This is a genomic window from Oceanospirillum sediminis, from assembly GCF_014164585.1.
GTDB lineage: Bacteria > Pseudomonadota > Gammaproteobacteria > Pseudomonadales > Halomonadaceae > Oceanospirillum > Oceanospirillum sediminis.
On record NZ_JACJFM010000042.1, the window covers coordinates 20,836 to 41,953 of the forward strand.

Genomic DNA, 21,118 nt, shown 5'->3' on the forward strand with positions numbered 1-21,118 from the left:
GCCCTGATTTTTACTGGATCAGATCATAAAAAAATGCAACGCATACCCTAACACAAGACAGCAAGAAGTCTGCCATATATAAGAAAAACATTTACCTGACGATTGAGCAGCAGGATATAGTTTTACGGGTTGCTCTGTCATTGGCCGACCGATTAACTATCGGCAAGCCCGGATAAACAGAGAAGCTTATCGGTCAGGACAACAGTAAAAAGAAAAGCCCGGACACTTATCAGACCTGATGACCATTCTGAACGGCTTTCATTATTTTCCGGGCTTTTTTCGAGGCGAGATTTTCGGGGAACTGTAAACTCTGAATGATCAGATAATATCTTCTGTTTTTATGCAGGGGCTCAGCTCAGAGCAATGCCCGCTCCACTCAAGGTAACAGCAGACCCTGTTGCTAATGCCAGACGAGGACGAGTGTTAATCCACTGACCTGCAAAACGACCCGCTGCCAGCAGCGCTGCACAGCTGATCAGATAACCTGCAACATATGGCAAAGCATTCGCACCAGCAATTTCAGTGCCATGTGCCATACCATGCACCATCGCGATAGCAGCTGTCATAGTGATACCTGCAATCATTGACAGGTGCACCTGACCGGCAACCAGGAGTCCCAGCGCCAGTACGCTGACCAGTATCATACTTTCAACACCAGGCAGTGCCAGATTCATCATACCCAGTACACCTCCCAGAGCCATTACAGCCAGAAATACCGTCATCAGGCGCGTTGATGGCATCTGGTTCTGACGACTGCCCCAGACTGCAATAGCGAATAATGCCAGTAAGTGATCAAGGCCCAGTAATGGGTGAGTCAGGCCGCTGACCAGGCTGGAAACATCATGGCCGGAATGGGCCATAGCAGGGGCGCTGATCAGAGCCGTTGCTCCAAATGCGAACAGAGTTTTATAGAACATGTCTTTTCCTTATTTTACTGATGACATGAAAATAAATCTTTTGGTCCGGTGATCGGCTATCTGAAGGAATGTCCCGGTCACCCTGACTTTGATCGACTATCAAAGCAAGTATCATGCCAGAGGTGTTTTTATGGCCAATGTGAAATAACACTATGATTTAAGGAGAGTAATTTGATCTGCACTCTCTGATCCGATCAAGAGGCGGAAAAGGGCTTACCACTACAAGATCAGATTGATAACCCTCTTTGCCCTGCTGTTTACTCTGTTCCGGGCTTTATCAATAATAAGCGCTTCCCGGTATATGATAGCTTCGGAATCAACGTATTTCTTTATCTGATGGCCTGAAAGCTGCATTAATCTGTAATGGAGATCCGGAACCAATCCGGCAATAACATGAAAGAACAACCTGAGCTGAAGATGTTTCCAGAGCACAAGCTGCCAGGCACTGCAACGGATGAAGCCTGGATTGATGTTATCCAGAAAATGGATGAAGTGTATGCCGACCTGGTGAAATACCAGGTTGAGATTGAAGAGAAAAACCGGGCTCTGGAAGAGGCTCAGCAGTTTATGGCCAGTGTCCAGCGGGCTATGAGTGATATTCTTCTGGTCACGGATCGGCATGGCTTGATTAAGCAATTTAATCCGGCACTGGAACAGTTGTCTGGCAGAGACGCTGAGCAGCTATCAGAAACCTGTATCAGCGACCTTTTTATCAGTGATCATATCTGCTTCCGGCATATGCTATCCGACCCGGATAAAACCATGTTGCAGGACTGCGAAGTGATGCTGGCATTACCGGATAGCAGAACGCTGGAGCTGAGCCTGAACTGTACCCCCCTGTTTGATGAACGTAAGCGTATTGAAGGTCTGGTGATTGTAGGTCGTCCGTTAGGAGAGCTGAAAAGGGCTTATCGGGAATTAAATGAAGCCCATGAGGAACTGAAACGCACACAACAACAGCTGGTTCATGCCGAAAAAATGGCCTCTCTGGGGCGCCTGGTAGCCGGGGTGGCCCATGAACTGAATAACCCGATCAGTTTTGTTTATGGCAATATGCACGCACTGAAAAGTTACTCCCAACGCTTGCTGACTTTTCTGGAGCAGGCGCAATCTGGTCTGACTCAGGCTGAATTGCAGTCTCTGGCAGAACAGTTGAGGATCAATCGAATTATGAAAGACCTGGATCCTCTGGTTGATGGCACTCTGGAAGGTGCGGAGCGGGTACAGAGCATTGTTCAGGACCTGCGTCGCTTCTCTACTGGTCAGGCCAGTGGACGGCAGACATTTGATCTGGTACATACCCTGCACACTGCGTTGCAATGGACCTCAAAGCCGATGGGTGATCGGTTACATCTGATCAATAATCTGCCGGATCAGGCACAGGCTTATGGCCATCCAGGGCAAATACAGCAGGTTCTGATGAACCTGATTCAGAATGCACTGGATGCGATGGATGGACTGGAGCAGGCTAAACTGGAAGTCACCGTGATTGATGATAATGAGGACTGGATCGAAGTCGTTGTGGCAGACAATGGGGCAGGTATCCCTGAGATCGGCCTGGATAAAGTATTTGAACCTTTTTTTACCACTAAACCTGTCGGACAGGGGACCGGGTTAGGGCTATCCATCAGCTATGGCATTGTACAGGAGCATCAGGGAGAGCTGACTGTGCATAACCGCCCGGAAGGCGGTGCTGTTTTCACTCTGTTACTTCCCCGTCATGAGAAGGTCAGTGTATCCTGACTGTGAACCTTTGCTCTGAGGCCTGATTATTGATTTCTGCTCACACGCCCTCATCTTTCGGCGATCTTTCAGAAGGTAAAAATTTACTCTGGCTGCAATCAGGAGGCTGTGGGGGCTGCTCAATGTCTCTGTTGTGTGCAGAATCTCCGGATATTGTGACGACCCTGGAGTTGATGGGAGTAAATCTGCTCTGGCATCCCTCTTTAAGTGAAGCCAGCAATCAGGAATTTCAGCAATTATTACAGGATATCCTGCAGGATAAAATTTCACTGGACCTGCTGTGTATCGAAGGCGCTATGTTGCAAGGCCCGAGTGGCAGTGGGCGTTTTCATGTGCTGGGTGGGACCGGATTACCTATGATTGACTGGGTGCGTCAACTGGCTGGTAAGGCGGGGCATACTCTGGCAATTGGCAGTTGTGCTGCATTTGGTGGCTTTGATACCGGACAGGACAACCTGACTGAGGCTACCGGGTTGCAGTTTGAAGGTGAACATAAAGGCGGATTACTGGGGGAGAACTACCAGGGAAGGGAAGGCCTGTCGGTGGTGAATATTTCAGGATGCCCGGTACACCCTTCCTGGGTCACAGAAACACTGATGCAGCTTGTGTCCGGGCAGGCATCTGCAGATACTCTGGACCTGTATCACAGACCAAAACATTATGCTGAACAACTGGTACATCATGGCTGCCCTCGTAATGAGTATTATGAATATAAGGCCAGCGCCGAAGAACATGGCCATCAGGGATGTATGATGGAGCATCTGGGATGCCTGGGCACACAGGCACATGGGGACTGCAACACACGGTTATGGAATGGCGAAGGTTCCTGTACCCGAGGAGGGTATGCCTGTATTAACTGTACGGCACCTGAGTTTGAACATCCGAAACATCATTTCCAGCAAACGCCTAAACTGGCAGGCATTCCTATTGGTTTACCAACCGATATGCCCAAGGCCTGGTTTGTTGCCCTGGCCTCTTTATCTAAAGCAGCTACACCGCCTCGCCTGAAAGATAATGCCGTGTCAGAAGTACGTATTATTGCACCAACCGTGCATACTAAAAAACGTAAAACCTGAGCATAATCAGGTTTGTGACCTGCTTTATATCGCAGAATAATAAATAAAAATATAACCTCAAATTAGCCGTACTATGAGCCAGCGTATTACATTAGGCCCGTTTAACCGGGTAGAGGGTGATCTGGAAGTTCATCTGGATATTGAAAATAACCGGGTCGTTTCCGCTCAGGTCAATTCTCCGCTATATCGCGGATTTGAACAGATGTTACTGGGAAAATCGCCATTAGATGCGCTGGTTATGGTGCCGCGTATTTGTGGTATCTGCTCTGTTTCTCAATCCGTTGCTTCAGCTGGTGCGATTGCAGCACTGAGCGGAGTAAAGCCGCCCAGAAATGGTGAATTATGCCGTAACCTGACACTGGCGGCTGAAAACCTGGCCGATCATCTGAGTCACTTCTATCTGTTTTTTATGCCAGACTTTGCCCGGGAGCATTACAGGTTTTTATCCGGGCATGATGTAATCGCTCAGCGCTTTATGGCTGTAAAAGGATCGGCAGTCAACGATGTACTCCCGGCCAGGGCAGAGTTTTTACATCTGATGGGTTATCTGGCTGGTAAGTGGCCACATACACTGAGTGTACAGCCTGGTGGCAGCACCCGGCCTTTGCAGGCTCAGGAGATCCTGAGAATGCAGCTGATTCTGGCAAATTTCCGACGCTTTCTGGAGCGGACGTTACTGGGTTGTCCTTTAGAGGTTTTCTCTGCCCTTGACAGTGAACAGGCTCTGGAAAGTTACTGGAAATCTGATGAGCGGCTACATGACCGTGCAGACTTTAAGCACTTCCTATGGCTGAGCGAGCAACTGGATTTGTCTGGAAAAGGCAGGGCTTACGATCGTTTATTAAGCTTTGGAGCATACGCTCTGGACAATCAGAATGAATTTACCCGTGGCATCTGGTTGCCAGGCAGTGGTTATCAGAAGCTGGAAATATCAGCCATTCAGGAAGAGATCAGCCATAGCTGGCTGATCGGGGATATCTCCCGGTCTCCTGCTAAAGGACAGACTCAGCCTGTTGCTGAAAAAGAAGGCGCATATTCATGGTGTAAAGCCCCTCGCCTGGCGGGTATGGTCATGGAAACCGGAGCGTTTGCCCGTCAGGTGATTGATGGACACCCTCTGGCAGAAAACCTGATGAACAACAGTGGTAATAATGTCCGCAATCGTGTGGTTGGGCGTATGCTGGAATTAGCCAGAGTTGTTCCTTTGATGCAGTCCTGGTTACAGCAGATTGATACTCAGGCTCCGTTTCATCATGACATTGAATTACCCGATGGTGATGGTATCGGATTAACGGAAGCCGCCAGGGGCAGCCTGGGACACTGGATCAGTGTTCGTAAAGGTAAGCTGACAAATTATCAGATTATTGCTCCGACAACCTGGAATTTTTCACCCAGAGATAGCCAGTTACAACCCGGTCCACTGGAAAAGGCTCTGCAAGGTGTTAATCTGAATGATGATCCTCAGCATATTATGATTCAGCATATTGTACGAAGCTTTGATCCTTGTATGGTCTGTACGGTTCACTGAAAAATAATCTTTTAAAATCAAAGGCTTAAAATTTTTGTCAAAATTCTGGCAATATTCTGTCAAAACCCTGTTCAGTCCAGAGGGTATACTCTGGACTATATTGTGGTGTCCGACAAGGGCAGTTTTACCCAGTCATGACCACGGGCATCGTGGTATACCTCGGTCATTCGCTTATGCTTATGGCCTAACAGATACTGAGTATTCACGCCCTGCTTGCTGTATTCCCGCTCTGCTAAAGAACGGATCTCATGGAAGGTGGGCGGATCGCTTTTCCCCCAGTTAATGCCGGTGCCTCGCACAGCCTTAGCAAACTCCTGAGAAATGGTTGTCAGCCTGACTTTAGCACCGGGGCTGGCCTGCCCGGCAATCCGGTTATGATGGATGGCATATTCACTGGAGATACCATCCCGGCATTGCTCCAGAATCTCTTTCAGACTCATATCAATGCTATTCAGACGCAGGGCCAGTGGTAACAGCAATTTATTCCCCGTCTTTTTCTGGATCAGAGCCAGATAGTCCTGATCGTCAATCGTGACAATGCCTGAGGGGCGTTTATCGTTTAACGCATCCGGGCTGTTAATCCGGTATAAACGGATATTGGCCACGTCTTCGCGTCGCTGGCCAGAGATTAAAGCCAGTAACATGGCCCGGTGTGCTCGGGCAGGCTGATGCTGTTTAGCCCAGTCCAGTACCTGCATAAACACTTCCAGCGTCAGGCGGGCACGTTTGACCTTAACCCGAGGGGTGCGTATCACCTGTGCCGGATTAGGTTTATCTGCAGGAAAGTGCCCGGCTGAGATCGCTTCGTTAAAGAAGTCGATCAGAATGGATCGCACACTCTGAGCCATACGGGATTTACCCCGGTCGGTGTAATGCTTCAGGATCTTATTGATCTCAAGCGTGGTCAGAGCTGACAGGCGATGCTTGCTGTAGTGATCTCTCAGGTAAGCGGTTTTCCACTCCCGGTCCTTCACGGTAGAGGGCTTAATCTCACCCGCCTGAACGCGTTTGTTTAATGCCTCCAGATAGATCTTCAGCATACGGCCAATCGTGATACTGTTGCTGTTATCGCCCGCCAGAATCTGACGGGCCTCATCATCAATAATACGCTGAGCAATAATGGCATTCAGTTGCTGGGCTTTACGTTCGGCTTCCTCAAGGCTGCGGGTTTTTAATCGACTGAGTTTGCGGGTCATAATATTCCGGTAGCGGAATCTGTACTTACCATCAACCTTGTCGATCTCGGCATACAGATTCGGCACCGATGTGATTTTGCGTTTACGTGGTGCAGCCATGACCTAATATCTCCAGCATCTCTGGGTCATTCTGGGCAGCGGTCAGTGATTCCAGCAGATTCTCACCCTGCAGGCGTCTGGCTGCCCGTAACCGCTGAATACGTGAATTGTTCATAGGCACATATTGAGCGTTCGGGGCGACTTCATACCGGCTGCCTACCAGTATAGGCGGCGGCTGAATATATCCTTCTCTGGCCCACTTGCGCAGTGTGTTAAGGCTGTGAGTACGTGAGAAGTGCATAGCATCCCATTCCGCTAATGGGATCAGTTTCTGATGCGCCATATCAGGCCTCCTTTTTTCTTTTTCCTCTGGCTGTTTTGCCGGGTTCTGGCGGGTGCTTTTCCATCAGCTGGGCAATATAGGTCAGCCCCTGCGTGGTCACTTTGGTGGTCTGGGTGTAAACGGTGCGGCGGCCACGTTCGTACTGGCCGTCGATCACTTTAAAGAATCCGTGAAAGCACAGGTGATAAGGTGGGATCGTGCCCTGAAAGCCAGCGTGATCCCGTAAAAACTTGAACAGCGCGTTACGGCCACCGGGGAAGCGCAGCTTTTTGGCGGCCTCTTCGACAGACAGCTGGCTCATGTGTCGCCTCCTGTCATACGGTTGATGCGTTTAGCGGCTTGAATGGCCTGCTGTTTGTCATAAGTGCGGCGGCTGCCGGGCAGTGGCCAGTAAACAAAGTTGTTTCTGTCACGGAAGGCATCCAGCTGGGCGCGACCGATGCGGATGCCATGCTGTCCCAGTTCTTCGTCAGAGTGGGCGTAAATGGCGGCAGAGGATTGGGTGATTGCAGGGTTAAATGTCTTAGTCATAATGTCTTCCTTGTATTAAAAAGCCCCGGTCGGTGCCAGGGCTTCAGATGTCATGAAACGAGTGTGGGGTAGCAGGGCAGATCATAAGGCGGGAAACTTCCTCCGGGCGGCCTGAATACCCATCTCTTCGACCAGCTTCATGCTGTTCTCAATGGCTTCTTTCAGGGTGTTGCCTTCTGCCATCAGCAGACGCTGATAACATCTCAGTTCCACTAACCAGAAGTAATTGCCCTGTTGATCAAGCTGCGGTGTGAACTTCATCTGCTGATACTCCTTGTTCGGTTTGAGAGGGTTTGAGCAGCCAGAGAAACACCTGGTCTTCGCTCTTGCTGACCGCTGCAACGAAATAGCCCTGTGTTGTTTTCTGCAGGGCCTGTGCATCTGGGTGTGAGGTATCCCCGGCCAGCCACTGATCAATAACTTTTGTCTTGATGCGTTGGCCAATGGCCATAACCTGAGATTCCAGATTATTTCTCATGGCCCAGGCTTCCATCTCATGGCTGGGGGTATCGTCTGACCAGTCTGGAAGACCGGGGTGCTTCCAGTGGCCATCGGGATCGCGTTTGATGGGTACGGGTTTTATAGACATTCTATTTCCTTTAGCTTTCCATTGATCAGTGCTATCAGGCATATGTAGTTAAATCCTTTATATGGGCAGTCTTCTTCAAGGTAATAATCTACGAGGCAATCTTTCTCCTGTTGAAGCGCGATGGACAGAGTGCTTGGGGGTAGGTTTTCGATTTGTTCCGGAGGTGTTTGTGCTATCTGTTTTTCTAAGACATCAAGAGGAAGGGCGGTTAGTGCTACAGGGCCGTGATCTTCTGTGTCAGAGATTGAAAGCAGGAAATGGCCTTCAGGAATATCTGGGGTCCACTCTTTGAGTACAGATACATCGCCTTGTGTGAACCATCTGTCTTTCTGCTCTTGAGTGACCTGGTCCTCAAAGTATGCTGTCCAGACTATGATGTCTTGTTCTTTGCCCCATTGTTCGATTTCTTCTTTTGTGGCGCTTTCACCCCAGTTAGGAAGATCAGTGTGAGTCCACCAGCCTTCTTCATCTCGGGTAACTGGTTCAGGTTTTATAGTCATTTGATATGCTCCTGTGCTTGCTTTGATGGTGGGCAGCGGATGATGGTTGATTGTGTTTCGTAATTGACAAAGGCGTGATAGTACTGGTTGTCAACGGCGGTCCTGATCAGGGTAGTGAACGGCAGCAGGTCTTCTGCAATTCTCTGGTACAGCTCCAGATCGATGCCGTATTTCTCTTCCAGAAGTGTGTGAATACATTCAACTTTTTCTGCTGCGTCTGTTGTGTCGGTGCAGGCCAGAGCGGCCAGTTCTTCTATTTCGAAAGCGTGGTTCATTAATATTTTCCTCTAACTGGTAACGGGCCGACCATCCGGCGGCCTGATCAGTGATTTAAGTTGGGCAGTAAAAGTGCCCGGTTCGGTTTTGTTAATCGTTGGTGTGGGGATGGAGGGTGCTCTTATTTGTTCGGTATTTTTTTGTATCCGAAATTTTTTGGGTGAATGATCTTTTGTTTTTATGGCCATACCCTCTGACAGGGCAGAGACCGACACCGTTAACGCCAGCTCAATCAGTACCGCTACCAGAAGATAAGCACCGGTCATCACCTGATCCGGATCGGCATTCAGCTGTCTGGCGATACGTTCAAAAAGGGCGGATGCCGCCGTGTTACTACTGGCCGGTAAAGTACTCAACTGCAGGCGTAATGCTGAGATCTGATCCTGAATGGCCGGGAGTTTATCCAGTGTTTTTAAAGCCCGGCTGCGATAGCCGTTCTCGCTATCGGTTTTAGCCGTGGTCTGAATGCTGCTGGCCTGCGCCTGCAGTTGCTGAATCTGGCTGGTGAGCAGCTGATATTCCAGGCTACCGGTATGCTGTAGATGTTGTTGCTGTTGGGTATCACCAATCAGGGCACCGGCACTGGCCGCGATGCTGAGCAGAGTCAGTAATGCCCAGGTGACAAAGTAAATGCCTGCAGAGAAGTGCCTGCCCTGACTCCAGCCCCGGATGCCATAAGGCAGGGCGGCATACTGAACCAGAGCCAGTGCGATGGCTACGGCACCATAAGCGATGCCGGTAGCGGTATCATCCGCTAGTTGCAGCAACAGACGCACGCTGAAATAGCTGCTGGCGGTAAAGAGTACAGCGGTGGTGATCAGCCAGATCAGGCGCATAGACGGCTCCTTAATAGCGACAGTAAATGGATGGTTCCGGTTTTACTCATAAAAATGAGGCTTTAAAAACAAATGGTTAGCTAGAAAAGGCGGGGATAGGGGTTAAAACAAACTCAACTGTTCCTCCCTGTGTTTTAGCTCCAGTAGTACCGGGTTTGGCTTATCGCTCATAACCCGCTGCATCTCTGTATGCCTTGCCTTAATGGTGTCGGCCTGCATCAGCAAGTGATCCCGGACAAAGCTATCGTCTGAGGCATAGGCTTTATCCCGATAGGCCTGCTCCTTATCTCTCAGATGAATCAGATTAACGAGACTGGGTTCCATAACATGCTCCTTAAAAAGGCCCCAACCCACCGGAGAAATGGAACGGCAGGCGGGGCAATACGCTGGTGGGAAAACGGCAGAAAGACCAAGACAAAGTCTTACACTGATGATCAGAAAAACCTGCTAATCTGAAACGGTACAAGAGAAAAGGGATTCTCTTGCCCACGTACAAGGAATAGTTATGAAAATTCGACTCTTCATTATCAGTACGATGATAAGCCTGTTTCTGTTCTTCTATCTGTTAATAGACATGCCGTTTACAGACAGCCTGATTCCAGCGGCCTTTGTAGGCTCCTGCATTCTGTTGATGCGGGAATGGGATATAGAAGATGACAGAAAACATAACTCTGAACGCAGGGATGACTAACCACGGATAGGACAGTGTCATGCAAACAAGGACATCAGACCGAAAGGATCGGCGATTAGCCAGGGCCATGAAAGACCACTCGGGGTGTGATCCACCATACGCTGTAGTTCTCTCTTTTTAATAAAAAAAAATCTTGCGACAAAAAGCGTCTCATTAATGCCTGAAGCCTCTGTGATATATGAAATCTGAGTTTTTATATCAGGTATTTTTAGTTCTATTCAGATTAATTGTAAATTGATTAAAAATTATTACATGTTAATAATTAAAGACTTTCTTATGATATTAAGCTGATATTGCTTTGGCATAGCCTTGCGATTACTGAGAGCTGTTTTGTCAGCATTCTGCTTAGGAGGGGTAATGGATTTTCAGTTTATTGATGCTTTTTTAGATAATACGTTCATTAAATTATTAGGCTATGTAATATCTTTGATTGCTGGAGTGATTGCTATTTGGCAAAGCATCAGAGTTAATAAAATAAAAAAAGAGTTGATTTTTTTTAAGCAGGATTTCAATCAAATCAATCAAGACTTTAAAAGAATTAAAATACATTTTGATGAGCGCAATGTATCAAATGAAGTAAAGCTTGGCGAAAGATCTCAATATATACAAGATGCCAATGGGCCCATAAGTATTGATAACAGGAATATTCAATGACTCAAGGTGTATATATCGCTAATGCCAGAAATAAGGTTGAAATAAATAATGCTCCTAGACAAAGAGGGTCTTTGCTAGGGCGACTCATCGAAATTATTGCTCTTGATGGTGATAGTGATGCCGATTTAAATCGGTCTCCATTTGATATTGATGAAAAGATAACGTTTAATGATTTGAATAATCATGACTGGCTTTTTGATTTATATGTTGATCACTACAATCTAATTGATGACACTGTCTCTGAGTTCAATCGTTCTTATAACAAGGGCGGAGAAAAGTTAAAAAAGCAAATGAAAACATTTTACCAGAAAGCTTTATCAGAATTTAATATTAAGACAAGACCTTTTGATATTGATAGACTGAAAGAATTTTCTGATGAAATTGTCACTAGTGTAATTCAGCAAACATTAAATATGGTGAAAATGTCTGGAAACCTTCAGGATGGCTATTATATTGAAGAGTTAGAGCAAGGTGTTTATGAAATAGTGAGTTACTGTATCATTGAATGCGTCGTTTTGGAAAATCCCAGATGATTACAATTGACTCTGATCCAAAGGCTAACCTTATATCTATAGGTGCCTTCATTATTTTACAAATGAAGCAGGGCGATCAGTTGTTCTTTGATATTGAAGAGCTTTTTTACTCAGCAAATAAGAAGTTCAAAATATCTTATGAGGTATTTGTATACTCATTAGACTGGCTGTTTCTTGCAGGAGTTGTCGTGTTGAATGAAGAGGGATTTTTAGAATATGCAACTGAATAGCCTAACCGTATATAAAAATGGTAGTCAGCTCAGGCAGGTTAAGTTTAGAAAAGGGCTTAATATTATAGTTGACTTGGGTGACAGTAATAGCTCAACAGGTAATAGTGTTGGTAAGTCAACCCTTTCCAGATTAGTCGATTACATATTTCTTTCTGATGGTGAAGATATATATTCTGAACCGGAATTTGGCAATGTTATACCTGATGTTTACGAGTTTATTGTTCTTAATAAAATTATAGTAGAGTTGGAGTTTCAGGGTTTTAATAAAAAGAGAAGAACTTTGTCTCGTAGCTTGGAGGTAAAAGTTAAAGAGTGCAACTATTATGTGGATAAAACTGAAGTTACTTTAGAAAAGTATACTGATATTCTATCTTCAGAAATATTTGGTATCTTTCACTCTAAGCCTTCAATAAGGCATTTAGCAAATAGATTCGTAAGAAATAATAATAGGAAAATGCAGAATACAGTTAACATGCTAAACAGGTATGTTAAAAAAGATGAATATGATGAAATGTATCGCTTTTTATATGGGTTTAATAATCTTGATTTATTATTAGAGCGTTCTTTGGTAAAAAAAGAGATTAGTCAGAAAAAAAATAATCTTACCGCTTATAGGACACCTCATACTGAGGACGTTCTTTATAGGCTATTAAGACCTGTAGAAGAAAGAGAACAAGCGGCTAAGCAGCGTATTATGAACTTTGATTTCTCTGGAACAGAGGCGGGTAATGTTAATGCTTTAAAAAGTATTCGAGATGAAATATCAGAATTAGTAATTAAAATATCGAATGTTGAATCTAAAATATCATACTCAGAAAGATCAATTTCGAGATTAATGAAAAGCTCTGTTGAGTTTCAAGGAAAAGAGCTGGCTGAAATATATTCTGATGCAGGTGCGGCCTTAAGCTCAGAGCTAAAGCGATCCTATCTAGAGCTGACTATATTTCATGATGCTCTTATTAAAAATAAACATCATCTTATAGAAAGAGACTTGGTGAAGAAAAGAGAAGAGCTGAATAATTTAAATGCTTTGATAGAACTTGCATATCAGCGCGAGCAAGAAGTCTTTGAAAAAGTAAAAGAACCTGCAGTACTTGATTCGATTGTTACAGCTATGGATGAGCTTGCCAAAATTAAAGATGAACTTGCATCAGTAAAATCTTCAATATCTAAAATAGAAGATACCAAAAGTGAAAAAGAGTTGCTTGAAAAACGTCTTAAAAGAATAGCAGTGGAGATAACTGACTTATCATCTCTTTTTGATAAATACTTAGAGATGTTTAATAAACATTTCTCACGGATAAGTCATATCTTTTACGGAGAAAGCTATAAACTTAAGATGGCTGATCCTAGTGATAAAAAAAGTAAAATACATATTGCAAATAAATCACCTAATTCTACTGGCGGTAAGAAGAAAGGAGAAATAAGCGCCTTTGATTTTGCGTATATTGACTTTATTAATGAAAGCCAGCTGAAAAGGCCAACTTTCATTTTTCACGATAGTATAGAGGATGTTGATAAAAAACAGATTCTCAGTATCTTTGAGTATGCATCAGAAATGAATGGACAATATATTGTTGCGCTTCTAAGAGATAAAATAGCTGATTCTGATTTTTCTGGTATATTGAGTAAATCCAAAATTCTTGAACTATCAGAAATAGATAAGTTTTTTAAAATATAAAATTAGTAAGCACTCTGGCTGGGCCTCACACCAGCTTTAGGGTCACTCGATACTCAAAAAGTACCGTCTAGCAGGAAGCTATCTCTGCATTCAAAGTGCTTACTAATATTATTAAATAGTTACTTTAATTTTTTTATTATAGATTAAAGAGTATTTAAATATGGAAGTTAAGAGATGTATAGCGTGTGGTGAGTTGATAGCGAAACAAGCAAAAATATGTAAAGTTTGCCATAAAAGACAAAATAGAATTTTTGGTGCTTTTTCCATGTTATCTAAACATGGAGCAAGTATTGGTTTATTGCTAAGCGGCATAATATATGCTATTACAAATATAGATGAAATAAGGTATCATGTAATGCCTTATGACTCATTTGAAATAAAAAACTTAAGACAAGACTTTTCATATACAATAATAAATAAAAGCAAAGGTGATATATTTATAGATTATATTGAATACCATATGCCGAATAAAGAGTCTTCTAATATTTTAAATATAGCAGAATACGTTAAAGGTAATAGTATAAGACATAAAAAAAATGATCACCAAGATTTAGAAAATAAATTTCGAGAAGCTAGTAAAAAAGAAAGTTGGAATAGGTCTTACATCATAAGTGAAGAATTTGATTCTTATAGAATAAAAAAATCTTATGATTATTTTTCAATGATTTATAGGTATGATATAACTGGTAATTTTGTTTGCTACTATTATATTATTCACTCTAAGAGCGACTCTTTCTATATGGACAGAATTAAGGGAGAAGAAGACAAGAGGCTTCAGCAAAAATTTATAGGCGAGATACATTATTTTTCTTTATCTCTTAATAAGTGGAAAACAAAAAAAATAGAGCTTGCAGCTTTATACGATGAACGTAAAAGTAAGGACTGTCGTAGTAAGTAGCTTGATACGTATTATGTTTTGATGCTCCTAATTCTATGATTGGCTATATTAGTTAACCCCGCCCGGCCAACTCCGGGCGGGGTTTTTACATCTGAAATCTGCATTGTTAAAGAGCGAGCTGCCAGTGCAGCCGTGTTCTGCTAATTAAGTTAAGTTATCTTTATTATTTGAGTCAAGCAAAATATTTAGAAAACTTGATTTTATTTTGTTAAGAAATCAGCCTGAAACTTAACAGACTGATTTGAGAAGAGATTCAGAAGGTTCGGCCAGAGAAGATAACTACGCCCTCAATGGTACAGTTGCCGTTGATTGAGATGATTTGCTCTGGCCAGTTTGGATTCAGAGGTTTGAGGTATTTCTTACCGGATTCAATGATCAGTTGCTTGAAGGTGGCTGAGTTGTCGTCATCCATTCTTACGACGATGTACGATCCGTGTTTCCATTGGGCTTCCGGGTCAACAAAGATCAGGTCTCCATCACGAAATTCAGGTTCCATGCTGGCTCCCTGTACTCTTAGCACATAGGATCGTTCGCTACAGGCTACCGGGCAAGGGTAGCTTTCTATCTCGCTTGGATCAGCTTCCACAATAGGCGTCCATGTCCCTGCTTGCACCCAGTTCACAAGAGGTAATCGTCTCTTGATCTCAGGTCCGGGCGCTACGTTAGATTCAATTTCACTGGCGGGTTTAATATCACCTTTGCCATACAGCAACCATTCCTGAGAGCAGTTCAGTACTTTGCTGAGAGCAAAAAGATTCTCTCCCTTGGGTTGAGTACTTCCATTTTCCCAAAGGCTGATACTGGCTTTTGTGATTTTCAGCTTGTTAGCGATGTCTTGCTGGGTCAGGCCCAGTTCCTTTCGCCTTTGCTTAATACGTTCATTAATCATAGTTAAGCAATCTTAACGATTGTCTTGATTAGTAATGTTGACAACGTTGTCAATTTTACTTAACGTTAAAAGTCAAGTATGGATTGGAGGCGTCATGAACAAAAAAACAGCCATCGATTACTTCGGTAGTGCCGCAAAGCTGGCAAAGGCGCTGGGCGTCTCCCGGTCTGCGGTGTCTCAATGGGATGAGTGTATCCCGCCGCTTAGGGCTTTTCAGATCGAGCACATTACCAATGGTCGTTTAATGGCAGATCGGCCGAGTATGCGCGCCTCTGATAATCACTGATACGTAACAGAATAGGAGACTGAGCACATGGGTTCCAGAGCCAGGGAGCATGACGGCGGTACGTTGTCGCTGTCGCAGGCGTGTTATCACGCGGTGTATGAGTTTGAAGGTAAGGCCGCAGCAGTGGCTGAGGCGATTGGTATTAATCCCCGCACGCTGGCCAATAAGCTGAATGCCAATGTCACGACGCATTTGTTAAATGCCGATGAGGCGGCAGCCATTGGGCAGGTCACGCGAGATCCCCGGATTCTGTCTGCCCTGTGTCACGAGATGGGAGCCACCTGGCATTGGTTGGATGAGGTGCGGGAAGCTCCGGGTGATATTGATGTGCTGGGCCACGGGGCCAGTGTGATGGATGCGGCTAACCAGTCGATTCAGGAGCTGGTTAAGGCGTTAGAGGATGGCCGGGTGGATTCGCAGGAGGCCAGGCGGATTAAGGCAGCGGTACATGATGCGCAGCGTCAGTTGAGGATGCTGAATACATTGGCTGAACGGTTTATGGGGTGAGGTGGCGATTAATCTGACTGGCTGATTTTTATGAATATCCATTCCGGCCCATAACGGGCCATTTTTTTCTTTTCACATTTTCTTTTGTTTTCACTGTGCCGTTCGGGCTGCAGGGAGCTTTTTTGTGCCCGAAAGGAGGGTTCTGGTTATGAGTGCTGCATTAATTACAACGCTGTTAGAGCGCACTATTGCGTTTCATCCGGTCTTTCGCGATGTGGCGGGTTCTACCGTCGGAGGCGTGTTTCTGAGTCAGGCGTACTACTGGTCTACCGGTGGTCGTATCGCGGCTGAGCGCGCGGGCTGGTTCTATAAAACCGGGGCGCAGTGGACGGAAGAGACCCGTCTGTCACGGTCGGAACAGGATCGTGCCCGGCGTGATTTAAAGGCCGTGGGTCTGCTGGAAGAAAAGCGACAGGGACGACCGGCTAAGATGTTCTTCCGGCTGAATCTGGAGCGTCTGTCTGAGCTGATTCTTGAGCTGGCAAAGGGTAATTCTCTGCCTGTTGCTGCTAAGAAAAAAGCCCGTAAAAACAGCAGTTTGCAGGATTCTGCAATCATGGCTGAGCCTGATAAAAAAGCCAGTGAAATCAACAGTTTGCAGGATTCAGCAATCATCGCGCAGCCTGAGCCGGTAATACCCCCTGATTTGCCGGAAAAACCTAATAAAAACGCCAGTTTGCAGGATTCAGCATCTTGTTTGCAGGATTCGGCATCCCAGTTTGCAGAATCCTGCAATCTATATACAGAGATTACAGCAAAGAATACTTCAGAGAGTACTGCTGCATTCGCAGCCAGCAGCGCGTCCAGACAGAGTGACGTTTTTTCCAGCCCAACAGGAGATACCCGCCAGCGCTTTGTGATGTTTGCAGAGTGGGAGCTGCAGGCCATTTTTGTCGAAAAGTGCGAGAAGCGAGGTTTGCTTCTGGCCCGTCTTGATCCTCACATTCTGAGCGATGAAGTCAGAGATTTTGTCTGCTACTGGATGGCCCGACCGGAAACGGTTCTTACCCAGAGCCTGTGGGAAAACAAACTGGCTCAGCATCTGCAGCGCGGCATACGTCGTGGTGTGTTTAACACGGATAACACGGAGTTTGGTTATGCGAAACAATCAGGACATTCTGAGAAACCTAAATCAGCGGCCCAGCTCCATGCCGAAAGTTGCGCCGGAGCATGGGACTACTACGCAGATCAGGCCACCAGCGGACCGCACGGGCCGTATGACGGTCAGGGATGGTCTGGCCCGGATGATGCCTCAGCAGGAGGCGGCGAACTCATTACCGGCCAGTTCACCTCAGGGCCAGTGCAACACGGTCAGAACGGTGAATTTTCCCCAGGCCATGACATCACCTCAGCAGGATACGAGCAGTATTACCCGGCAGGCCCCGAGGCGAATTGATGCGTTCTTCATGCGGATGCAGGGGATTTACGGCCATATCTGGACTAGCCGCTGGCCGGTGCCGGAGGCATTGCAGGTGGCTAAAAACGAGTGGCATAACGACCTGGCTAAGTACTCGGATGAGGAGCTGGATGCTGCCGTCGAACGCAGTAAAGCCCGGTACAAGATGCCGCCCAATCTGGCGGAGTTTCTGGAGTGTTGCATCCCGGACTTTGCTGAGCTGGGTATGCCCGATCCGGAAGCGGCGTATCTGGAAGCCTGCCAGAAATCCCATGATCCGAATAACCAGGGCTTTCGCTGGAGTCATCCGGCGGTGTACTTCGCAGGTAAGCAGGCAGGCTGGCATGACCTGCAGCGGACGTTGAGTGGTGTTCGTACCCGGTTTGATTCGGCTTATGAGGTCTTGTTCCGGCAGGTGGTGTCGGGTGCTCAGCTGGAAATCCCTAAGCCCAACAGTCGGACACTGGAACACAAAGGCGGTGAGAAAACCCGCACCGAACAAGAGAAACAAACCGCTCTGACACGTATTGCAGAGCTTAAGGCCATGCTGGGTATGAAGCAGGCCAGTCCAACGGAATCAACAGGAGGAACGCATGGGAGCATGTGATCTGGATGATCGAAAAATGATTAAGGGCCGGGCGTGGTCAGCCAGTGAGGATCGAAAGGGACCAGGCAAGCGAACTAAGTTAATCCCGTCCATCGACCGCCGTCTGGATGCCTGGGGACAGTGGCGAATGGCGAACGATGGACAGGGCTGCACTGAGGTTGCGGGTACGACCATGATTGCCAGAATGATGTCTACAGGTGGGCACCTGATCAGCAGCACCAATCCGTCAGCAGGCAGTATGCCGGATGAGATCTTCGATACGGATCAGGCGGTATCTAAGCTGCCGGACAAACTGCGTATGGCGGTAGAGGTTCAGTACATGGATCAGATTTCAACAAAACAGGAGAAGGCCAGCAAGTGTGGATGTGGAGCTGTGACGTTTTACAGACGTTTGTGGTCAGCCCATGAAAAAATATTATTTTTTCTTCAAACGGCTTAACGTGGGGCTTACAGAGTGATTCAGGTGTATTTTTTACCCTGTGCACTAAAAAAGAGTTTGACACAAATGAAACTCAGGCATTAGAGTTCAGGCATCGTCGTTTTCGTGCGTCGAGACAAAACCCGAAGGAACCCTTCGGGTTTTTTTATGTCTGTAATTTGGCTAAGTCAAAACTTGCTGTGCAAATGACGATTCCAACCCGGCCCCCGTGCCGGGTTTTTTTATGTCTGCAATTTGGTGGTCTCAATGGAAGTGAAAGAGAAATCGGGCAAAGTCAGTGGCTTTGAACGACATCTGCAAACCGTACTGGTTATGGCAGTGGTGGCCCTTCTCAGTTGGGGAGGCAGTAAAGCCTCTGAAGGGCTGGAAACGCTGACCCGACTGGATGAACGGATGGGGGTGATGAAAGAGAGTCTGGATCAGCTGAAAGGTGTCGGGGCTGAGGTACAGAACCTGAACTTCCGCCTGCAACGGGTGGAGCAGCGTCTGGATCGTGTAGAGCGGGGGAGCGGCTGATGGTGATGGAATCCACTGCTGAGGATCACGGCATTACGCTGATCCGAACACGGGTACCGGGCGCACCGGATGCCGCCAGTCTGCTGGACTTTGATGATCTGGAACACTTTGATGCGGATGAATTCCCCGACGGTGTGCTGGATCACATTGAAGCGGAACTGGTCCTCAATCTGGAGGGCTTCCGCGATATTCTGAAGTACCCTGTTATCCCTTCCCCTCTGCCCGGTGGCTGGTTCCGTAAAGATGGCTCACCCACCAGTCGCCACTATGCCTTCAACCGCCTGAGTGATGGCGGTGATGTGTTCCCTCAGTGTGATATTCGTCATGCCTTTATGGTGGCGATGGGTTGTCGCTTCTGGGGTGGCATCGGCATCTATCTGGATATCACAGGGCCTTCGGGCAAACCGGAACCGATGCTGCATCTGGACTGCCGCGACAAGCGCACTGTCTGGATGCGGAACAACGGTGATTACATCTACCCGATGCGCTCGGCTGATGAGCGTCGTCAATTCTGGGAATTACTGGGAGGTCTGCAATGGGCTGGCTGAAAACTCTGGGTGTGATTGTCGCCCGACTGCTGCTGCGTACCGCAATGGATCGTCAGCTGCGTGAAGCAGTGTTTGAAGGCGTGATGATCGCTGAAGACACCGGCTTCAAAGGTGAAGCAAAAATGAAAAAGGCTCTGGAGCATATCCGCACAGCGGGTGGCCGGGCGCTGATACGTGAAACAGAATCCACACTGAGAACGAAAGTCGAGCAGGCTATTGATGAGCTGATCCCTGTCAGAACAGATCAGACGCTGCCGGATCGCTAACGTGCTCACCGGAAAAGACCCTTGATCAGGCCGGGCTGAGCGGGAATCTCAGCACTGGGCATACGGTGGAACGTCTCAAAGAATGATCACCCGAGGGGTGAATGTGAACGATGGCACCGTCCCTGCCCTGTTTTTCTTTCTCCAGAAAAGCGCGGGTCCTTTCAGAGCTTACCGCTTTATACGGGGCTACGATCCGCGAACTTTTTCTATTTATACGACCTGTAGGGGGGAGTGTAGTGGTAATCCTCTGATCCATTCTTTTGATAAACAGGAGAGACAATATGAGTCAATCGGAGATCAAACCGGAGTCTGCTAAGACTGATTCAGTGACTGAGTCCGAACCTGCTGATTTAGACAGCAAAGTGGCCAGGGCATCAGAAGCGCTGGCGAAAGGTCAGTTGCTGAAAGGCGGTACTGATCCAAAAAATTATGATCTGACAGCACAGGCCAGCCAGACCGGATTTGCCCGTTTGCTGGGATGCTCACAACAGTCCATCAGTCGTTATGTGCAATCCGGCGTGCTGACCTCTGGCGGTTCTTACCATAGCTGGCTGAAAGAGCTGCATGGTCATTTATCAGAAGTCGCCGCAGGCCGTGGCGCAGATCATCAGAACAACATGGCGCAAGCCACCATTGAAGAGAAAACGGCGAAAACCGCGCTGTACCGGCTGCAGTATCACGAGAAGCTGGGCAGTCTGGTCAATCTTGAAGAAGCTCAGTCTCTGTTAACCGACTGGGCCAGTTATGCCAACCGGAAGTTTACTCAGTCTGTTGAAGAGATGGTGACAGAGATTGAGCAGCAGCACGGCATTAAGATTTCGCCTGAACTGAGGGAGAAACATGCTGGAACTGCAACTGAGCGAATCAGAAACTTTGTCGGAAAACTTATTGCATCTGCTGAAGATGGCAGCGGAGCTGTTCCGACCGGCGAAGCATTACCCGACTAAAGAATTTATGGAAGCGGAATACGTACTGCCAGACTTTGGTGAGTACGATTTTCGCAACGCGCCTTACTTTCTGGGCGTGGCGCTGGCACTGGACGATCCTGACGTTGATGAAGTGGATCTGATGAAAGCAGCGCAAATCGGCTGGACCTTTTTTATTCTCGGCTACATCTTCAAGCGTGTGGTCGAAGCCCGTTACCGACCCTGTCCTATCATGATGCTGTTTGCCAAAGCTGGCGACGGCAAAGCCCTGCACGATGAAAAACTGGTTATGGCCGGGGAAGCCACCCGCGCTGTGGCGGAATGCATCGACTTCTCTACCTCGCCTAAATCCGGCAACCGCTGGGATCTTAAAAAGTTTGATGGCGGGTAACTATTCAGCCCGCTCTCAACTATTTGCTACCTTGACGAATAGTTGAGATCTGTCAGTTTATGCATAGCAACAGACATTGAAGAGCA

31 protein-coding genes are annotated in these 21,118 nt (G+C 46.8%); 19 read left to right on the forward strand and 12 right to left on the reverse strand.

What is annotated here, in order from left to right; genetic code table 11:
- Positions 1 to 350: 350 nt before the first annotated feature.
- On the reverse strand, positions 351 to 917 hold the full coding sequence (locus H4O21_RS20820) for a HupE/UreJ family protein (protein ID WP_182810827.1): 567 nt from the start codon (positions 915 to 917) through the stop codon (positions 351 to 353).
- 393 nt (positions 918 to 1,310) lie between these two features.
- On the opposite strand from H4O21_RS20820, the gene H4O21_RS20825 reads away from it, so the two are divergent.
- From H4O21_RS20825 to H4O21_RS20835, 3 genes are all read left to right on the forward strand, one after another.
- Positions 1,311 to 2,660, forward strand: coding sequence for a sensor histidine kinase (locus H4O21_RS20825; RefSeq protein ID WP_255487401.1), 1,350 nt, complete (start codon positions 1,311 to 1,313; stop codon positions 2,658 to 2,660).
- Between the two features lie 29 nt (positions 2,661 to 2,689).
- A complete protein-coding gene (locus H4O21_RS20830) occupies positions 2,690 to 3,736 on the forward strand; it encodes an NADH-quinone oxidoreductase subunit B family protein (RefSeq protein WP_255487402.1) in 1,047 nt (348 codons plus the stop codon).
- 73 nt (positions 3,737 to 3,809) lie between these two features.
- Entirely contained in the window at positions 3,810 to 5,264 is a 1,455-nt protein-coding gene (locus tag H4O21_RS20835) for a nickel-dependent hydrogenase large subunit (protein WP_182810829.1), read from the forward strand.
- Between the two features lie 95 nt (positions 5,265 to 5,359).
- On the opposite strand, the gene H4O21_RS20840 is transcribed toward H4O21_RS20835, so the two are convergent.
- The 10 genes from H4O21_RS20840 to H4O21_RS20885 form a co-directional block, all read right to left on the reverse strand.
- Entirely contained in the window at positions 5,360 to 6,559 is a 1,200-nt protein-coding gene (locus H4O21_RS20840; protein ID WP_182810830.1) for a tyrosine-type recombinase/integrase, read from the reverse strand.
- Positions 6,543 to 6,842: an excisionase gene (locus tag H4O21_RS20845; RefSeq protein WP_182810831.1), complete on the reverse strand. Its 300-nt coding sequence runs from the start codon at positions 6,840 to 6,842 to the stop codon at positions 6,543 to 6,545. The genes H4O21_RS20840 and H4O21_RS20845 overlap by 17 nt, the downstream gene beginning before the upstream one ends.
- Position 6,843: 1 nt before the next feature.
- The gene (locus H4O21_RS20850; protein WP_182810832.1) at positions 6,844 to 7,143 is read right to left on the reverse strand and encodes a phage antirepressor KilAC domain-containing protein; all 300 of its coding nucleotides are present in this window, start codon (positions 7,141 to 7,143) and stop codon (positions 6,844 to 6,846) included.
- Positions 7,140 to 7,373 (reverse strand): hypothetical protein, encoded by a 234-nt coding sequence (locus H4O21_RS20855; protein ID WP_182810833.1) that lies wholly within the window; start codon positions 7,371 to 7,373, stop codon positions 7,140 to 7,142. The genes H4O21_RS20850 and H4O21_RS20855 overlap by 4 nt, the downstream gene beginning before the upstream one ends.
- Positions 7,374 to 7,454: 81 nt before the next feature.
- Positions 7,455 to 7,634 carry a hypothetical protein gene (locus tag H4O21_RS20860; RefSeq protein ID WP_182808868.1) on the reverse strand — a complete coding sequence of 60 codons (180 nt, stop codon included), beginning with the start codon at positions 7,632 to 7,634 and terminating at the stop codon, positions 7,455 to 7,457.
- Positions 7,612 to 7,962 carry a hypothetical protein gene (locus H4O21_RS20865; RefSeq protein ID WP_182810834.1) on the reverse strand — a complete coding sequence of 117 codons (351 nt, stop codon included), beginning with the start codon at positions 7,960 to 7,962 and terminating at the stop codon, positions 7,612 to 7,614. Before H4O21_RS20865 ends, H4O21_RS20860 begins: the two co-directional genes overlap by 23 nt.
- Positions 7,953 to 8,462 (reverse strand): hypothetical protein, encoded by a 510-nt coding sequence (locus tag H4O21_RS20870; protein ID WP_182810835.1) that lies wholly within the window; start codon positions 8,460 to 8,462, stop codon positions 7,953 to 7,955. The genes H4O21_RS20865 and H4O21_RS20870 overlap by 10 nt, the downstream gene beginning before the upstream one ends.
- Positions 8,459 to 8,737: a hypothetical protein gene (locus H4O21_RS20875; protein ID WP_182810836.1), complete on the reverse strand. Its 279-nt coding sequence runs from the start codon at positions 8,735 to 8,737 to the stop codon at positions 8,459 to 8,461. Before H4O21_RS20875 ends, H4O21_RS20870 begins: the two co-directional genes overlap by 4 nt.
- A gap of 12 nt (positions 8,738 to 8,749) precedes the next feature.
- Positions 8,750 to 9,574, reverse strand: coding sequence for a hypothetical protein (locus tag H4O21_RS20880; RefSeq protein ID WP_182810837.1), 825 nt, complete (start codon positions 9,572 to 9,574; stop codon positions 8,750 to 8,752).
- Positions 9,575 to 9,676: 102 nt separating this feature from the next.
- Complete coding sequence (locus H4O21_RS20885) at positions 9,677 to 9,898, reverse strand: hypothetical protein (RefSeq protein WP_182810838.1); 222 nt, start codon at positions 9,896 to 9,898, stop codon at positions 9,677 to 9,679.
- A gap of 181 nt (positions 9,899 to 10,079) precedes the next feature.
- On the opposite strand from H4O21_RS20885, the gene H4O21_RS20890 reads away from it, so the two are divergent.
- The 6 genes from H4O21_RS20890 (at position 10,080) to H4O21_RS20915 (ending at position 14,261) form a co-directional block, all read left to right on the forward strand.
- Complete coding sequence (locus H4O21_RS20890) at positions 10,080 to 10,265, forward strand: hypothetical protein (RefSeq protein WP_182810839.1); 186 nt, start codon at positions 10,080 to 10,082, stop codon at positions 10,263 to 10,265.
- Positions 10,266 to 10,622: 357 nt separating this feature from the next.
- Complete coding sequence (locus tag H4O21_RS20895; RefSeq protein WP_182810840.1) at positions 10,623 to 10,919, forward strand: hypothetical protein; 297 nt, start codon at positions 10,623 to 10,625, stop codon at positions 10,917 to 10,919.
- Complete coding sequence (locus H4O21_RS20900; RefSeq protein WP_182810841.1) at positions 10,916 to 11,452, forward strand: hypothetical protein; 537 nt, start codon at positions 10,916 to 10,918, stop codon at positions 11,450 to 11,452. The genes H4O21_RS20895 and H4O21_RS20900 overlap by 4 nt, the downstream gene beginning before the upstream one ends.
- Entirely contained in the window at positions 11,449 to 11,682 is a 234-nt protein-coding gene (locus tag H4O21_RS20905) for an ABC-three component system middle component 6 (protein WP_182810842.1), read from the forward strand. The genes H4O21_RS20900 and H4O21_RS20905 overlap by 4 nt, the downstream gene beginning before the upstream one ends.
- Positions 11,669 to 13,363: a DUF2326 domain-containing protein gene (locus H4O21_RS20910; RefSeq protein ID WP_182810843.1), complete on the forward strand. Its 1,695-nt coding sequence runs from the start codon at positions 11,669 to 11,671 to the stop codon at positions 13,361 to 13,363. The genes H4O21_RS20905 and H4O21_RS20910 overlap by 14 nt, the downstream gene beginning before the upstream one ends.
- Positions 13,364 to 13,523: 160 nt before the next feature.
- Positions 13,524 to 14,261, forward strand: coding sequence for a hypothetical protein (locus tag H4O21_RS20915; RefSeq protein ID WP_182810844.1), 738 nt, complete (start codon positions 13,524 to 13,526; stop codon positions 14,259 to 14,261).
- 253 nt (positions 14,262 to 14,514) lie between these two features.
- On the opposite strand, the gene H4O21_RS20920 is transcribed toward H4O21_RS20915, so the two are convergent.
- Complete coding sequence (locus H4O21_RS20920) at positions 14,515 to 15,150, reverse strand: LexA family protein (protein WP_182810845.1); 636 nt, start codon at positions 15,148 to 15,150, stop codon at positions 14,515 to 14,517.
- 94 nt (positions 15,151 to 15,244) lie between these two features.
- Here H4O21_RS20920 and H4O21_RS20925 point away from each other — a divergent pair, with 94 nt between their 5' ends.
- The 10 genes from H4O21_RS20925 (at position 15,245) to H4O21_RS20970 (ending at position 21,032) form a co-directional block, all read left to right on the forward strand.
- Complete coding sequence (locus tag H4O21_RS20925; RefSeq protein ID WP_182810846.1) at positions 15,245 to 15,436, forward strand: Cro/CI family transcriptional regulator; 192 nt, start codon at positions 15,245 to 15,247, stop codon at positions 15,434 to 15,436.
- A 27-nt stretch (positions 15,437 to 15,463) separates the two neighbouring features.
- Positions 15,464 to 15,943, forward strand: coding sequence for a phage regulatory CII family protein (locus H4O21_RS20930; RefSeq protein ID WP_182810847.1), 480 nt, complete (start codon positions 15,464 to 15,466; stop codon positions 15,941 to 15,943).
- A gap of 148 nt (positions 15,944 to 16,091) precedes the next feature.
- A complete protein-coding gene (locus tag H4O21_RS20935) occupies positions 16,092 to 17,339 on the forward strand; it encodes a DnaT-like ssDNA-binding domain-containing protein (protein WP_182810848.1) in 1,248 nt (415 codons plus the stop codon).
- A 16-nt stretch (positions 17,340 to 17,355) separates the two neighbouring features.
- Positions 17,356 to 17,946: a replication protein P gene (locus H4O21_RS20940; RefSeq protein WP_255487403.1), complete on the forward strand. Its 591-nt coding sequence runs from the start codon at positions 17,356 to 17,358 to the stop codon at positions 17,944 to 17,946.
- Positions 17,933 to 18,385 carry a hypothetical protein gene (locus H4O21_RS20945; RefSeq protein ID WP_182810850.1) on the forward strand — a complete coding sequence of 151 codons (453 nt, stop codon included), beginning with the start codon at positions 17,933 to 17,935 and terminating at the stop codon, positions 18,383 to 18,385. Before H4O21_RS20940 ends, H4O21_RS20945 begins: the two co-directional genes overlap by 14 nt.
- Before the next feature lie 246 nt (positions 18,386 to 18,631).
- Positions 18,632 to 18,901: a hypothetical protein gene (locus H4O21_RS20950; protein ID WP_182810851.1), complete on the forward strand. Its 270-nt coding sequence runs from the start codon at positions 18,632 to 18,634 to the stop codon at positions 18,899 to 18,901.
- A complete protein-coding gene (locus H4O21_RS20955; RefSeq protein WP_182810852.1) occupies positions 18,901 to 19,449 on the forward strand; it encodes a hypothetical protein in 549 nt (182 codons plus the stop codon). The genes H4O21_RS20950 and H4O21_RS20955 overlap by 1 nt, the downstream gene beginning before the upstream one ends.
- A complete protein-coding gene (locus tag H4O21_RS20960) occupies positions 19,437 to 19,715 on the forward strand; it encodes a hypothetical protein (protein WP_182810853.1) in 279 nt (92 codons plus the stop codon). Before H4O21_RS20955 ends, H4O21_RS20960 begins: the two co-directional genes overlap by 13 nt.
- A 281-nt stretch (positions 19,716 to 19,996) precedes the next feature.
- Complete coding sequence (locus H4O21_RS20965) at positions 19,997 to 20,662, forward strand: hypothetical protein (protein ID WP_182810854.1); 666 nt, start codon at positions 19,997 to 19,999, stop codon at positions 20,660 to 20,662.
- Positions 20,589 to 21,032, forward strand: a complete 444-nt coding sequence (locus tag H4O21_RS20970) for a phage terminase large subunit family protein (RefSeq protein WP_182810855.1) — start codon at positions 20,589 to 20,591, stop codon at positions 21,030 to 21,032. The genes H4O21_RS20965 and H4O21_RS20970 overlap by 74 nt, the downstream gene beginning before the upstream one ends.
- The last annotated feature ends 86 nt before the right edge of the window (positions 21,033 to 21,118 follow it).

Excerpts from the sequence above, each read along its gene's own strand:
- H4O21_RS20820 (WP_182810827.1), bottom strand. The coding sequence starts at position 917 with ATGTTCTATAAAACTCTGTTCGCATTTGGAGCAACGGCTCTGATCAGC.
- H4O21_RS20825 (WP_255487401.1), top strand. The coding sequence starts at position 1,311 with ATGAAAGAACAACCTGAGCTGAAGATGTTTCCAGAGCACAAGCTGCCA.
- H4O21_RS20835 (WP_182810829.1), top strand. The coding sequence starts at position 3,810 with ATGAGCCAGCGTATTACATTAGGCCCGTTTAACCGGGTAGAGGGTGAT.
- H4O21_RS20840 (WP_182810830.1), bottom strand. The coding sequence starts at position 6,559 with ATGGCTGCACCACGTAAACGCAAAATCACATCGGTGCCGAATCTGTAT.
- H4O21_RS20845 (WP_182810831.1), bottom strand. The coding sequence starts at position 6,842 with ATGGCGCATCAGAAACTGATCCCATTAGCGGAATGGGATGCTATGCAC.
- H4O21_RS20850 (WP_182810832.1), bottom strand. The coding sequence starts at position 7,143 with ATGAGCCAGCTGTCTGTCGAAGAGGCCGCCAAAAAGCTGCGCTTCCCC.
- H4O21_RS20855 (WP_182810833.1), bottom strand. The coding sequence starts at position 7,373 with ATGACTAAGACATTTAACCCTGCAATCACCCAATCCTCTGCCGCCATT.
- H4O21_RS20860 (WP_182808868.1), bottom strand. The coding sequence starts at position 7,634 with ATGAAGTTCACACCGCAGCTTGATCAACAGGGCAATTACTTCTGGTTA.
- H4O21_RS20865 (WP_182810834.1), bottom strand. The coding sequence starts at position 7,962 with ATGTCTATAAAACCCGTACCCATCAAACGCGATCCCGATGGCCACTGG.
- H4O21_RS20870 (WP_182810835.1), bottom strand. The coding sequence starts at position 8,462 with ATGACTATAAAACCTGAACCAGTTACCCGAGATGAAGAAGGCTGGTGG.
- H4O21_RS20875 (WP_182810836.1), bottom strand. The coding sequence starts at position 8,737 with ATGAACCACGCTTTCGAAATAGAAGAACTGGCCGCTCTGGCCTGCACC.
- H4O21_RS20880 (WP_182810837.1), bottom strand. The coding sequence starts at position 9,574 with ATGCGCCTGATCTGGCTGATCACCACCGCTGTACTCTTTACCGCCAGC.
- H4O21_RS20885 (WP_182810838.1), bottom strand. The coding sequence starts at position 9,898 with ATGGAACCCAGTCTCGTTAATCTGATTCATCTGAGAGATAAGGAGCAG.
- H4O21_RS20890 (WP_182810839.1), top strand. The coding sequence starts at position 10,080 with ATGAAAATTCGACTCTTCATTATCAGTACGATGATAAGCCTGTTTCTG.
- H4O21_RS20895 (WP_182810840.1), top strand. The coding sequence starts at position 10,623 with ATGGATTTTCAGTTTATTGATGCTTTTTTAGATAATACGTTCATTAAA.
- H4O21_RS20900 (WP_182810841.1), top strand. The coding sequence starts at position 10,916 with ATGACTCAAGGTGTATATATCGCTAATGCCAGAAATAAGGTTGAAATA.
- H4O21_RS20905 (WP_182810842.1), top strand. The coding sequence starts at position 11,449 with ATGATTACAATTGACTCTGATCCAAAGGCTAACCTTATATCTATAGGT.
- H4O21_RS20910 (WP_182810843.1), top strand. The coding sequence starts at position 11,669 with ATGCAACTGAATAGCCTAACCGTATATAAAAATGGTAGTCAGCTCAGG.
- H4O21_RS20915 (WP_182810844.1), top strand. The coding sequence starts at position 13,524 with ATGGAAGTTAAGAGATGTATAGCGTGTGGTGAGTTGATAGCGAAACAA.
- H4O21_RS20920 (WP_182810845.1), bottom strand. The coding sequence starts at position 15,150 with ATGATTAATGAACGTATTAAGCAAAGGCGAAAGGAACTGGGCCTGACC.
- H4O21_RS20925 (WP_182810846.1), top strand. The coding sequence starts at position 15,245 with ATGAACAAAAAAACAGCCATCGATTACTTCGGTAGTGCCGCAAAGCTG.
- H4O21_RS20930 (WP_182810847.1), top strand. The coding sequence starts at position 15,464 with ATGGGTTCCAGAGCCAGGGAGCATGACGGCGGTACGTTGTCGCTGTCG.
- H4O21_RS20935 (WP_182810848.1), top strand. The coding sequence starts at position 16,092 with ATGAGTGCTGCATTAATTACAACGCTGTTAGAGCGCACTATTGCGTTT.
- H4O21_RS20940 (WP_255487403.1), top strand. The coding sequence starts at position 17,356 with ATGCAGGGGATTTACGGCCATATCTGGACTAGCCGCTGGCCGGTGCCG.
- H4O21_RS20945 (WP_182810850.1), top strand. The coding sequence starts at position 17,933 with ATGGGAGCATGTGATCTGGATGATCGAAAAATGATTAAGGGCCGGGCG.
- H4O21_RS20950 (WP_182810851.1), top strand. The coding sequence starts at position 18,632 with ATGGAAGTGAAAGAGAAATCGGGCAAAGTCAGTGGCTTTGAACGACAT.
- H4O21_RS20955 (WP_182810852.1), top strand. The coding sequence starts at position 18,901 with ATGGTGATGGAATCCACTGCTGAGGATCACGGCATTACGCTGATCCGA.
- H4O21_RS20960 (WP_182810853.1), top strand. The coding sequence starts at position 19,437 with ATGGGCTGGCTGAAAACTCTGGGTGTGATTGTCGCCCGACTGCTGCTG.
- H4O21_RS20965 (WP_182810854.1), top strand. The coding sequence starts at position 19,997 with ATGAGTCAATCGGAGATCAAACCGGAGTCTGCTAAGACTGATTCAGTG.